The following is a 12,746-nucleotide window of genomic DNA, read 5'->3' as shown; positions in this document are numbered from 1 at the left end:
ATGATCACCCGAACGCATACCAAGGGCGATGCGCCCTCGACCGCCGTCTATTCCGATTGCGAAAAGTATCGCTATAGCCTGACCCGGGTCTGGGACCCGGACGGGCGCAAGGCGCTGTTTGTGATGCTGAACCCCTCGACCGCGACCGAGGTGCAGAATGACCCCACAGTCGAACGCTGCGAACGCCGTGCACGGGCGCTGGGGTTCGGCGCGTTTCAGGTGACCAACATCTTTGCGTGGCGCGACACCGACCCGCGAAAGATGCGGGCCGCTGCCGATCCGGTCGGCCCCGCAAATGACGCGGCCATTCTGGAGGGCGTCCAATGGGCCGATCAGGTCATCGCCGCATGGGGCACCCACGGCGCACATCTGGACCGAGGGCCTGCGGTTGAAACCCTGCTGCGGGGCACCGGCCAGCCGCTGTTCCATCTGGGGCTGAGCAAGGCCGGACACCCGAAACACCCGCTCTATATCGCGTATACCCAGCAACCCGAGCCCTGGTGACAAAGGGTTAACCACAAGATCAGCTTGGCTTTGACCAAACACTTGATTGCATGAGAGATTTATCCGTGGGGCAGTGCGTTCACGGAGGGTTCCCATGTTTCTGATCGGATTGCTAAGCCTGGCCGCCGTCGGCGGTGCCGCCTATGCCATGAGCGATGCGTTCATTCCCGAAGACACGCCTGAGGATGACGGTATCTCGGACGATCAGGTGGATGAGGTGTCCGAGGGCAAGTTCCTCGACCTTGACGAAAACACTGAGGCCGTTGACGAAACCTCCGCTGAAACCGATGGGGACGACAGCCCATCCACCGGAACAATCGAATCCGAATACGAAGGCGATCTGGTCATTGCAGGGTCCGAAGGCACGGATCTGCTGACCGGACAGGACGGGGACGATCAGATCAACGGCTTTGGTGGGAATGACACGATCCTTGGCGGTGCTGGCGATGATGTGGTGTACGGGGGCGAAGGCGTCGACACCCTTCAGGGCGGTGAGGGCGACGATACCCTGCATGGCGAAGATGGTGACGATCAGCTGGCCGGAGAGGATGGCGAGGATCGCCTCTATGGCCATTTCGGTGACGATCAGCTTGATGGCGGGGACGGGGACGATACGCTCTATGGTGGGCAGGATGATGACACCCTGACCGGGGGCGAAGGCGACGACGCGCTGCACGGCGGCTATGGCGACGACACATTGGCCGGAGGCGCGGGTGAGGATGTCCTGTTTGGCGGGGACGGTGATGACCTTTTGACCGGCGCAGATGGCGACGGCGCACCGGCCACCGATTTCCTGAATGGCGGTGCCGGTGAAGACACGATTCTCGCCGAGAGTGGTGACATCGTCACAGGCGGGGACGATGCCGATGACATCATCCTAACCCCCGAGGCCGGGGATGAGGCTGTGACGGTGATGGATTTCCAACCCGGGCAGGACAAATTGTTTGTTTCCTGGGATGGTCAGGATGACCCTGACATTCGGATTGAGCCCGATGAAGAGAACGAAAACCTGACCCATGTTCTGGTTGACGGGCAAAACGTGGCACAGCTTTTGGGGGCCGAAGGGATGACGGCGGATGACATCCATCTGATCGCCGAGGCGCAACTGGCGCAATTGACCGCGTTGGGCTGACCCCGCAGAATCCCTTTGCCATTCACCCCAATTCCGCCTATACGCGCGCATCTGCACCGGAATCGGTGTGGTTTTCTCCATGGGCCTGTGCTGGACGACATCCCGGCCTGCGCCATCACCCTTAACCTTTTACAAGGAGACCCCGATGTCGATTACTGCCGCTGAAAAAGCACGCGTCATGAAAGAATTCGCAACCAAGGACGGTGACACCGGTTCGCCAGAAGTCCAGGTTGCCATCCTGACCTCGCGCATCAACACCCTGACCGAGCACTTCAAGACCCACAAGAAAGACAACCACGGTCGTCGCGGTCTGCTGAAAATGGTTGCCCAGCGCCGTAAGCTGCTGGACTACCTGAAGGGCAAGGAAGAAGCACGCTATCAGGACCTGATCAAAAAGCTGGGCATCCGCCGCTAATCGCTTTTTGCATTCATTTCAGACGCCCGCCAATTTGGCGGGCGTTTTTTTTGGGGCCATCGAACTGTATTTTCCGAAACGGTCGATCCGCACCGTTGACATTGCCACTGGGTTGCGGTGTGTCTTCTTGCACAACTATAAGTTTTGTCAAAAGCCTGTATTATGCTCCTTATCCTGAACTCATTGGTGCTGTCGCTCCGTGTGACACCCCGCATGATCCTTCCCATCCTTGCGATCAGCCTTGCCTCAATCGTTGTATGGATGGTTCTGGGCGTCTTCACGCTAGGGCTAGCCGGTTTCGTCAGTGAGCCGATCACAAACGCTTTTATCAGCCTGTTCGGGATACGCGCAGCGCTGGAGGCAAAAGGGGACAGGCGGCGCACGGATTACAGAGCATTGATTCTGTATTCGGTCATGTACGGCCTGTTCTTTGCAGTCGCGCTATGGTGCCTGACCTTTATTGTGAACCTCTCTGCCATCCTGTTCGCCATGTGGCAGGTCGGGGGGCCTTTCTCGTGGAGCGCCCTGCAGAACGCCGCGGAAAGCACGCAAGTCGCCTTCGCCCTGATCGCCGTGGGCAGCAAGCTGATCGTCATACTCTTCGCTCTGGCTGCATTTTACGCGGTCATGGCGGTGCCAATGGCAAGCGCCGCGCAATCCGCTGGGCTGCGGGCACCAAGCCATACGTTCTTCAACGGGTTCGGGCGCAGCTTTATCCCGCTATTCTGCGTGTTTTTCGTTTCAATCTTCCTGCAGATTTACTTCGGGATACTTGCCGCTGTTTACGCCCTGCTTCCTGTCATCTTGTCCGTGTTCACGATCCTGACTGACCAGACTTTGCCAAATTTCGATCTTGAGGTCATCCTGAAGGGGCTGGCCGCAAGCGGTGCATTGCTTTGGCTGAATGCATGGCTCTGGTCTGTTTCCGCTCTGGCGTTTCTGAGATCAGAGGACACGGGCGCACCAACTGTCACGCCCCCGCCCGAGGAAGAGACTGCGCAAGACATTCGATCGCTGCGCAAATCACGTGAGCGGTCTTTCTGAACCTTTCCGGTACCCTTGCGCGCCGCGCATGCGGTTCCCCTTCCCTTCTTGCACAAACTCATGTATGCGCGCGGGTATCTGAGACGTTGTGCCCTGACCCCGGCACTCGAATGGAAGATAAATGGGGTCGGCGGCAATGGGGCCGCCATGCAAACCGGAGACCCGCAGGGGCGGGAGTGCTCCGTTCTAGGATACGCATATGTTTGATGTAACAAAGAAATCAATGCAGTGGGGCGAAGAGACGCTGACACTGGAAACCGGCAAGGTTGCCCGTCAGGCCGACGGCAGCGTGATTGCCACGCTGGGCGAGACCAGCGTCATGGCAAACGTGACCTTTGCACGGGCGCAAAAACCGGGTCAGGACTTTTTCCCGCTGACCGTCCACTATCAGGAAAAATACTATGCCGCCGGTAAGGTTCCGGGCGGCTTCTTCAAGCGCGAGGCGCGCCCGACCGAGAAAGAGACGCTGACCGCGCGTCTGATCGACCGTCCGATCCGCCCGCTGTTCGTTGACGGCTTCAAGAACGAAGTTCTGGTGATGTGCACCGTGCTGAGCCACGATCTGGTCAACGACCCCGACATCGTCGCAATGATCGCAGCCTCCGCTGCCCTGACAATTTCCGGCGCGCCGTTCATGGGTCCGATCGCCGGTGCCCGCGTTGGTTTCGAGGATGGCGAATACGTCCTGAATCCGACCGTCGATGACATGCAGGACCTGCGCCTGAACCCTGAACAGCGTCTGGACCTGGTTGTTGCCGGTACCAAAGACGCCGTGATGATGGTTGAATCGGAAGCCTACGAGCTGTCCGAGGCGGAAATGCTGGGCGCGGTGAACTTTGCGCATGAGCAGATCCAGCCGGTCATCGACCTGATCATTTCGCTGGCAGAAGACGCCGCGAAAGAGCCGTTTGACTTCCAGGCCCCCGACTATTCGGACCTGTACGCTGCGGTCAAAGCCGCCGGTGAAGAGCAGATGCGCGCCGCCTTCGCAATCACCGACAAGCAAGAGCGCACCGCCGCTGTCGCCGCTGCCCGTGAGGCGATCAAGGAAGCACTGACCGAAGAACAGCTGGAAGACGGCAACCTCGGCTCCGCGATGAAAAAGCTGGAAGCCGGCATTCTGCGCGGCGACGTCGTCAAAGGCGGCAAGCGGATCGACGGTCGTTCGACCACAGATATCCGTTCGATCGTTGCAGAAACCTCGATGCTGCCCCGGACCCACGGTTCCGCCCTGTTCACCCGTGGTGAAACACAGGCGCTGGCCGTGACCACGCTGGGCACCGGCGACGATGAGCAGTTCATCGACGCGCTGCACGGCAACTTCAAATCGAACTTCCTGTTGCACTACAACTTCCCCCCCTATTCGGTGGGTGAAGTTGGCCGCGTGGGTGGCCCCGGCCGTCGTGAGATCGGCCACGGCAAGCTGGCATGGCGCGCCCTGCAGGCGGTTCTTCCTGCGGCAACTGACTTCCCCTACACGATCCGCATCGTGTCCGAGATCACCGAATCCAACGGATCGTCCTCGATGGCGTCGGTCTGCGGCGGTTCGCTGTCGATGATGGATGCGGGCGTTCCGCTGAAAGCGCCGGTTGCCGGTGTGGCCATGGGCCTGATCCTCGAAGATGACGGCAACTATGCCATCCTGTCCGACATTCTGGGTGACGAAGACCACCTGGGCGATATGGACTTCAAGGTTGCGGGTACCGAAAACGGCATCACCTCGCTGCAGATGGACATCAAGGTGGCGGGCATCACGCCCGAAATCATGGAGAAAGCCCTGGCGCAAGCCAAGGACGGCCGGATGCACATTCTGGGCGAGATGGGCAAGGCGCTCTCCGAGACCAACGAATTCTCGGTCCACGCCCCGCGCATCGAGACCATGAACATCCCGACCGACAAGATCCGCGAAGTGATCGGTTCGGGCGGTAAGGTCATCCGCGAAATCGTCGAAGTTTCGGGTGCCAAGGTCGACATCAACGACGATGGCGTGATCAAGATCGCCTCGCCGGATGGAGAATCTATCCAAAAGGCATATGACATGATCTATTCGATCGTGGCCGAGCCGGAGGAAGGTCAGATCTACACCGGTAAAGTGGTCAAGATCGTCGACTTCGGTGCGTTCGTGAACTTCTTTGGCAAGCGCGACGGTCTGGTCCACGTGTCCCAGATCGAAAACCGCCGCCTGAACCATCCTTCGGATGTTCTGAAGGAAGGTCAGGAAGTAAAGGTCAAGCTGCTGGGCTTTGACGACCGCGGCAAGGTGCGCCTGTCGATGAAAGTGGTCGATCAGGAAACCGGCGAAGAGATCGTTCCAGAGAAGAAAGAAAAGAAAGAAGACGCGGAATAATCTGCGCCTTTTTCAAAGACCTATGGCCCCGGCGGAAACGCCGGGGCCTTCTTGATTTCAGGGAAACGAGTCGACGGGGAAAGGCTCAGGCTCAAAAGGTATTTCTCCATCGCGTACCAAATTTTGCCTAAGCTCTTCTGCAAACCTGTTTGCAAAAGCTTCCCGTTCAGAAGGCGGCCGGGCAAAGAAAAGTTCTGACGCAACCTCTGAATCAGGATCAAGCATCATAGAAGCAATCAGTACTTTCTGGACGTAATCGGCCAAATGCCCCAATTCATGCAGCAAGGTGCGATACAAAATAGTATTGCGAACACCCGTTTCGGTCAGTTCAGCCACAAAATGGCGCTTGTCTTCAATAAACACATGCCCGTCTTGAACCAGTCTCTGATATTCGATGCGATCCTCAAGCGTCATTCGTTTCGGCCATTTGAGCGCCGAACCCAATTCCTGCGCCTCTAGCACAATGGCCGTGCCTTCGTGTTCTTTGAATTCGGAGAAATAAACGAACCGTCCCCAAACTGGATTCTGCTGTTTCTGCTTCCTTGTTGGCTGTCGAAAAGCAACTACATCAGGCAAGGTTGGGGCAAGGTCTGACGACGAGGCCAGAATTCGAGCGACATCAGACGGCGAACAGCCATAGCAAAACCCCTCTCTCGGAGTTTCATAAAGCAGTGTTAGCCTGTGGTCGCCAATGTCGATTTCTGTAACTTGCGGCGCATCAAGTCGTTCGTAGAAAGCCGAATAATTTCCGTGCTTGTCCAACCAGCTGTTGGGGATGCGCATGTCATTGGACTTGGAGAATCCCGCATGCTTCGTTCCTATTTTCCTGTTTCGACGCTCTGGCCTCCACACAATTTGCAACCCGGTTTTCCCTGTTCAACTCCCATCAATCCTAAGCAACGTCGCAGTCGGTGGCAATCTGGGCGAGCATCAACCTCAGCTATCTGGACTTGACCAATTCACGGCCTTACTGCGCCACGCCCGACGGCCCGTGTTTCATCACGTGCCATTGGCCGTAACTGTCGGTCAAATCCAGTTTGATCGCCGCATCTGCCTTGGTTGAGGCACTGCCAATCTCGGCCAGCGTGAATTCAATCCCGCCGGGGATGTCGATCCGCACGCGGTGGGGGCCACCACCATGCGGGGCCTGTATGGGCTCACCGGTTGAGCGTAGCACTTCGCCGATGTCCACACGGGCGGTGCGCTCCTCCATGTCCATTTCGAAATCGATGGGCAGGTACAGGGTGTCATGCACGGTTTTGCACATGGCACGGAAGACATACCAATGAGTCGCCATTTCTTCGGTCTCTTCACCATGAAAGACCTTTTCCAGCGCCGCGCGCTGCGCGTCCGAGGCGGCCGGGTCGATGATCACCTGCATCTCGCCCCCGCCCTCAAAAATCGGGCCGGGCCAGGCATAGATCAACGCGGCTTTGGTTCCCTTCAGGTCGGTGTCGGCAAAATGCCCTTTCGAGACCTCAAGAACCTCGAACCCACGGCAATGCCCGTGGGTCGGTAATTCCTCAAACTGGCAGGGGCACGCATATCCGCAATTGCAGTTCCCGAATGCCTCACCTTCCAAATACCAATCTGTAAATTCCATCGTCATCTCCTGTGTCCCACAGTCTGAATGCCCGATGCTGTTGCGGCCTGCCTGTATCCTAACTTGCCAACGCGACCTTACCACAATTCGTCCAAATCACGAACCAGCACAGGTCTTTGCTGATCGTGCGACGCCCCCGCGGCCACTGTGGTCTTGTTCACAGTCATGCTTCTCCAAGTATGACAGTTTGCAAAAAAGAAACAATCAAAACGGCATCCCAGCCGTTCCACGGGCGCGAAGGGGCAGACAATGACACTCAGAACCTTGAAGGAACGTGTCATTCAGACCAGCTGTTTTGAGCTGATCGGGATCGCCTGCGTCTCACCTGTCTATGCCTATGTCGCGGGGGCGTCGATGGCGCATGGGTTTGCGTTGATCGCCCTGCTCTCAATGGCCATTCTGATCTGGACCCCTATTTTCAACACCCTGTTCGATCTGATCGAGCGGAACCGGACCTGCAGATTGGCCTGCGCACGCCCGCACCGGTTGCGCATCGTTCACGCGGTCTTGCATGAGGTCACAGCCGTCATGATCACCTGTCCGTTGCTGATCTTTGCGGGTGGCCACGGCGTGAAAGAGGCGCTGTTGTTCAACCTTGGCCTGACCCTGACCTATTCGGCCTATACCTATGTTTTTCATATCGTTTATGATCGGTTCCGCCCGGTTCAATCCCCCGATCCCATCGCGTTCCAATCCAGCCGAACCACCCCCGCTCCAGCCAGCTGACGCACCAAAATCCCTGACGCGCCGATCCCCCTTCACGCCCGTCCAAAAACCTGTGACGCAAAGTGAGACTTCAGCGCCTTTCTTTCGCCCGTCAGATGCCCACATGAGCGTCATACCAAACTTGGAACAGAGGACATGGTTATGGTTAAGCGTCTTATTCTGGCCTCAGCGGCCCTGACGATCAGCGCATCCGGGCTGGCCGCGCAAAGCCTTTCAGATGGTCTGTATATTCAGGGCTTCGCGGGCTACAGCCAATTGCAGGACACCGATTTCAGCGGCACGATCAACGGATCGTCCGAGTCGGTCGATACGGATTTTGACTCGGGCTTTGGGCTGGGTGTTGCGGTCGGCACCGAGATTCCGCAATGGTCCAATGATCAGTTCACCACGCGCGTCGAACTGGAACTGTCCTATCGCGACAGCGACGTGGATGGCGTCAGCTTTTCCGGCAACGGCCCCGCGCCCGAGGTCAATGTGTCCGGCGATGTGACCCAGACCTCGCTCTTTGCCAATGTGCTGGTCGATTTCAACCAGGCCGGGGCCTTCACCCCCTATGTGGGTCTGGGCATCGGTGCGACCTATTCCGATCTGGATTTCTCATACGGTCCGGGCGTGAATATTGACGACAGTGACACCAGCTTTGCCGCACAGGTCATCGCCGGTGTCGCCTATGAGATCGATCAGAATGTCGCGCTGACGCTGGACACCCGCTATTCCCGCGCCTTTGACGTCTCGGCCGAACGCTTTGCCCCAAATGGCGCATCGACCGGCACCGTGGAGGACGATATCGACGTGTTCAGCGTCAATGTCGGTCTGCGTTACGGGTTCTAAGCTGCCGATTGGCCAGTTTTTATCGGGTTACTCTTCCCCCCCATGTTCCCGTGTTCTATGCACGGGAACATGCATTCGTTCATCATCCATATGTCCTCCAGCACGGCCCGGCGCCCCAATGCTGACAAGCTCTGCGCCGATTTGCCCAATGCCGAATTGTTCGAGGCCGTAAATGGCAAAGACCCCAGCCAGGTCAGCCATGTGAACCTCCATCCCGGCGACTTGCACAAACCGCATTACCCGTTTGCCCTGCGCCCGGCTGAAATCGGGGTGTTTGAAAGCCACCGCCGCCTGTGGCGCAAACTGGTCGAGGAAGAGATCGATCTGGCAATCATAACCGAGGATGACCTGCGCATCGACCCGGATCGAATGGCCCAGGTGTTAGAAATGCTAGAGCCCATCGCCACCCCCGACCACTATATCCGCATCCCGGTGAAACAACGCGAAACGCCCGTGCAGACGCTGGCGGAACAGGACGGGCTGCGCCTGATCCTGCCCAAGGTGATTGGCCTGCAATGTGTGTGTCAGTTGGTGGGACGGCGCGCCGCCAACCGTTTGCTGGCCGCCACGGAACAAATCGACCGGCCCGTAGACACCTTCATGCAAATGCACTGGCTGACCGGCCAACCCATCCACGCCCTGCTGGGCAGCGGAAATCAGGAAGTGGCCCGCGAAATCGGAGGCTCGACCATTCAGGTCAAACCACCGGTCTCAGACAAGCTGACACGCGAATTCAAACGCGCGGCCTACCGGGCAAAGCTCCAACTGCACCCCCAGCGCCCGCCTGCTTCATCTGTCTAAAAATATCCTCGGGGGGAATCGCGCCTATGGCGCGATGGGGGGCAGACAGCCCCCCTGACCCAACCCGCCCTTACGACGGCGCCTTGGTCTTGCGCAGATAGGGAAAGATCGTCTCGAACTCACCAAACTTGGCTTTGGCATCTTCGTTTGACACCGCAGGTGGAATGATCACATCCTCACCCGGCACCCAGTTCGCAGGCGTCGCCACACCCTTGGCAGACATCTGCAACCCGTCCAACGCGCGCAGGATCTCGGCAAAGTTCCGGCCCACGGTCATTGGATAGGTCATCGACAGCTTCAGCTGTTTGTCGGGTCCGATGATAAAGACCGACCGCACGGTGGCACTGTCCGCCGGGGTCCGGCCATCGGGCAGGTAGGCTTCGGCAGGCAGCATGTCGAATGCCTTGGAGACAGCCAGCCCATCATCCGCGATGATCGGGAAGCCGGGATTGGCATTGCCATAGGCTTCGATATCTTTCTTCCACTTCTTGTGGTCCTCAACACCATCGACCGACACACCGATCACTTTGGTCCCCCGCGCGGCCCATTCGTCATTCAACTGGGCAACGGCGGAAAACTCGGTGGTGCAAACAGGGGTAAAATCCTTGGGATGCGAAAACAGAATGGCCCAGCTGTCCCCGATCCAGTCGTGGAACTGAATGGTGCCCTGATCCGTTTCTGCGGTGAAATTCGGAACCGTATCGTTGATGCGCAAACCCATGGAGAATCTCCTTTCCTGTGAAAAACCCGAGTCGGTTGCAGCCAACCTAAACACTTTGCGCAATTGTTAAACCGTCCCGGCACGCGAAAATATTTGATCATATATCTCCTTGCTCCCTTTCGGGACCAGTGACACAGTGGCGCCGATACACAGGTATCAGGCTGCAGGATCAGGAGGATGCGCCATGATCGAAAAACGCGAATTCTATATAAACGGCCAGTGGGTTCCGCCCACAAGCATCAATGATTGCAATGTCATAGACCCCTCGACCGAGGAACCCTGCGCGGTGATTTCTCTGGGCGCGCAGGCCGATACCGACGCGGCGGTGGCTGCGGCCAAGGCGGCCCTGCCCGGCTGGATGGCGACCCCGGTTGAAGACCGTATCGCGCTGGTGGAAAGGCTTGCCGAAATCTACCAGACCCGGTCCGAGGATCTGGCCCAAGCGATGTCGATGGAAATGGGCGCACCTTTGGACCTGTCGCGCAGCGCGCAGTCGGGCGCAGGTATCTATCACCTGAAGAACTTCATCCGCGCCGCCAAAGCGTTCGAATTCGAACGCCCCCTGGGCGATCACGCCCCCAATGACCGTATCATTCACGAAGCGGTGGGCGTCGCCGCCCTAATCACGCCGTGGAACTGGCCGATGAACCAGATCACGCTCAAGGTCGGCGCGGCTGCGATAGCGGGCTGCACCATGGTGCTGAAACCGTCCGAGCAAAGCCCGCTGAACGCGATGATCTTTGCCGAGATGATGGATGAGGCAGGCTTCCCGCCCGGTGTGTTCAACCTTGTGAATGGCGATGGCGTGGGTGTCGGCTCGCAACTGTCGGCGCACCCGGATGTGGATATGGTCAGCTTTACAGGCTCAACCCGTGCGGGGACCGCGATTTCCAAGGCTGCGGCCGATACCTTGAAGAAAGTGCATCTGGAACTGGGCGGCAAGGGTGCGAATGTGATCTTTGCTGATGCGGATGAAAAGGCCGTCAAACGCGGTGTGTTGCACATGATGAACAACACCGGCCAAAGCTGCAACGCACCCAGCCGGATGCTGGTGCAGCGCCCGATCTATGACAAGGCGGTCGAAACCGCGGCCGAGGTGGCCAGCAACGTCTCGGTCGGCCCCGCGATGGAGGAAGGCCGCCATATTGGCCCCGTGGTGAATGAGGTCCAGTGGACGAAAATTCAGGACCTGATCCAGAAAGGCATTGATGAGGGCGCGCGTCTGGTCGCAGGTGGCACAGGACGACCCGAGGGCCTGAACAAAGGCTATTACGTGCGCCCCACCGTCTTTGCCGATGCCAACAACCAGATGACCATCGCGCGCGAGGAAATCTTTGGCCCGGTCCTGACCATGATCCCGTTTGATACCGAGGAAGAGGCCGTCGAAATCGCCAATGACACGCCCTATGGCCTGACCAACTATGTCCAGACACAAGATGGCGACCGCGCCAACCGCATGGCGCGGGTGTTGCGCTCGGGCATGGTGGAGATGAACGGCAAGTCACGTTCGGCAGGATCGCCGTTCGGTGGGATGAAGCAATCAGGTAACGGGCGCGAAGGCGGCGTTTGGGGGTTGGAAGACTTCCTTGAGGTCAAGGCCGTTGGTGGCTGGGCAGCCGAATAACCTTTGGTGTAACTCAGCGGTGAGGCACCTGACGGTGCCTCGCTCTATTTCTCAGGCATCCGCCTGAGCGGCCTCATAGGCCAGCATGGCGCGTTTGACCGGCAGACCCCAGTGATACCCCCCCAAACCGCCAGATTTCCGCAATGCCCTATGGCATGGGATCAACCAACTGACCGGATTGCGCCCCACTGCAGTTCCCACGGCGCGCACCGCTTGCGGAGACCCCACCCGCTGCGCGATTTCGGAATAGGTGGTGACCTGACCTGACGGGATATGCATCAGTGCCTCCCACACTTTGATCTGAAGGGGCGAACCGATCAGGTGCAACGGGGTTTCCGCCCGATCCGACCCGAACGAGGCATCGACCCATGGGCGCAGCTTGTCCTCGTCTTGCACGTAGGTGGCTTTGGGCCAGCGGCTGACCATATCCTCCATCGCGGGGTCTTGGCCGGTTTCGGCCCCGAAGGCCATGCCGCAGATACCCTTGTCCGTTCCCATCACCAGGGTCGGACCAAAGGGACAATCGAACCAGCCCCAGTAGATCGTCAGCCCCGCACCCTTGCGGGCGTATTCGCCGGGGCTCATGGATTCCCATTTCAGGAATAGATCGTGCAGGCGGCCGCTGCCGGACAGGCCGACATTGTGCGCCGTCTCAAGCGTGGTGAACCGGTCGCGCAACAACGCCTTGGCATGGCCCAGCGTCAGGTATTGCTGATAGCGTTTGGGCGACACCCCGGTCCAGCGCGAGAACAGGCGTTGGAAATGCGCGGGGCTCATATCCATCTGCCGGGCCAGGTCCTCAAGGCTGAGGGTTTCGCCCCCCTGATCGATCAGCTCAATCGCGCGGCGCATGACGTTATAGTGGTAGTTGCTTTCCGGGGTCTGGACGTTCATTTCGCACCTCATCTGCTGACCCGGACCATAGCGCTCGCATCGCGCCACCGCGACCCGGAACTTGCGCATTGGCTTAGGGCTTGTGTCAGGGCCCTGCGGGCGGC

13 protein-coding genes are annotated in these 12,746 nt (G+C 58.6%); 9 read left to right on the top strand and 4 right to left on the bottom strand.

What is annotated here, in order from left to right:
* From ACR0J5_RS11680 to pnp, 5 genes are all read left to right on the top strand, one after another.
* Complete coding sequence (locus ACR0J5_RS11680; protein WP_480653489.1) at window positions 1–504, top strand: DUF1643 domain-containing protein; 504 nt, start codon at window positions 1–3, stop codon at window positions 502–504.
* Window positions 505–598: 94 nt separating this feature from the next.
* Window positions 599–1,636 (top strand): calcium-binding protein, encoded by a 1,038-nt coding sequence (locus ACR0J5_RS11675; protein ID WP_480653488.1) that lies wholly within the window; start codon window positions 599–601, stop codon window positions 1,634–1,636.
* A 145-nt stretch (window positions 1,637–1,781) separates the two neighbouring features.
* Entirely contained in the window at window positions 1,782–2,051 is a 270-nt protein-coding gene (gene rpsO, locus ACR0J5_RS11670) for a 30S ribosomal protein S15 (RefSeq protein WP_068336567.1), read from the top strand.
* A gap of 162 nt (window positions 2,052–2,213) precedes the next feature.
* The gene (locus ACR0J5_RS11665) at window positions 2,214–3,095 is read left to right on the top strand and encodes a hypothetical protein (protein WP_480653486.1); all 882 of its coding nucleotides are present in this window, start codon (window positions 2,214–2,216) and stop codon (window positions 3,093–3,095) included.
* 199 nt (window positions 3,096–3,294) lie between these two features.
* Window positions 3,295–5,442 (top strand): polyribonucleotide nucleotidyltransferase, encoded by a 2,148-nt coding sequence (gene pnp / locus ACR0J5_RS11660; protein ID WP_480653484.1) that lies wholly within the window; start codon window positions 3,295–3,297, stop codon window positions 5,440–5,442.
* A 57-nt stretch (window positions 5,443–5,499) separates the two neighbouring features.
* On the opposite strand, the gene ACR0J5_RS11655 is transcribed toward pnp, so the two are convergent.
* Both ACR0J5_RS11655 and ACR0J5_RS11650 read right to left on the bottom strand, forming a co-directional pair.
* Window positions 5,500–6,225, bottom strand: a complete 726-nt coding sequence (locus tag ACR0J5_RS11655) for an ImmA/IrrE family metallo-endopeptidase (protein WP_480653482.1) — start codon at window positions 6,223–6,225, stop codon at window positions 5,500–5,502.
* Between the two features lie 184 nt (window positions 6,226–6,409).
* Window positions 6,410–7,045, bottom strand: coding sequence for a DUF1326 domain-containing protein (locus ACR0J5_RS11650; RefSeq protein WP_480653481.1), 636 nt, complete (start codon window positions 7,043–7,045; stop codon window positions 6,410–6,412).
* Between the two features lie 249 nt (window positions 7,046–7,294).
* Here ACR0J5_RS11650 and ACR0J5_RS11645 point away from each other — a divergent pair, with 249 nt between their 5' ends.
* The 3 genes from ACR0J5_RS11645 (at window position 7,295) to ACR0J5_RS11635 (ending at window position 9,403) form a co-directional block, all read left to right on the top strand.
* The gene (locus ACR0J5_RS11645; RefSeq protein ID WP_480653479.1) at window positions 7,295–7,771 is read left to right on the top strand and encodes a PACE efflux transporter; all 477 of its coding nucleotides are present in this window, start codon (window positions 7,295–7,297) and stop codon (window positions 7,769–7,771) included.
* A gap of 141 nt (window positions 7,772–7,912) precedes the next feature.
* Window positions 7,913–8,602, top strand: a complete 690-nt coding sequence (locus tag ACR0J5_RS11640) for an outer membrane protein (protein WP_480653477.1) — start codon at window positions 7,913–7,915, stop codon at window positions 8,600–8,602.
* Window positions 8,603–8,671: 69 nt separating this feature from the next.
* Complete coding sequence (locus ACR0J5_RS11635) at window positions 8,672–9,403, top strand: glycosyltransferase family 25 protein (protein ID WP_480653475.1); 732 nt, start codon at window positions 8,672–8,674, stop codon at window positions 9,401–9,403.
* A gap of 70 nt (window positions 9,404–9,473) precedes the next feature.
* Here the strand turns inward: ACR0J5_RS11635 and ACR0J5_RS11630 are convergent, their stop codons facing one another.
* Window positions 9,474–10,124 (bottom strand): peroxiredoxin, encoded by a 651-nt coding sequence (locus ACR0J5_RS11630; RefSeq protein ID WP_170794155.1) that lies wholly within the window; start codon window positions 10,122–10,124, stop codon window positions 9,474–9,476.
* Window positions 10,125–10,308: 184 nt separating this feature from the next.
* On the opposite strand from ACR0J5_RS11630, the gene ACR0J5_RS11625 reads away from it, so the two are divergent.
* A complete protein-coding gene (locus tag ACR0J5_RS11625; RefSeq protein WP_480653473.1) occupies window positions 10,309–11,748 on the top strand; it encodes an aldehyde dehydrogenase family protein in 1,440 nt (479 codons plus the stop codon).
* A 51-nt stretch (window positions 11,749–11,799) separates the two neighbouring features.
* Here ACR0J5_RS11625 and ACR0J5_RS11620 read toward each other — a convergent pair whose 3' ends face one another.
* On the bottom strand, window positions 11,800–12,642 hold the full coding sequence (locus ACR0J5_RS11620) for a methylated-DNA--[protein]-cysteine S-methyltransferase (protein ID WP_480653471.1): 843 nt from the start codon (window positions 12,640–12,642) through the stop codon (window positions 11,800–11,802).
* Window positions 12,643–12,746 lie beyond the last annotated feature (104 nt).

Source organism: Ruegeria sp. BE1, assembly GCF_056538885.1.
The sequence above is the reverse complement of the archived record's forward strand: the minus strand, read 5'-3'. Positions and strand labels throughout refer to the sequence as shown.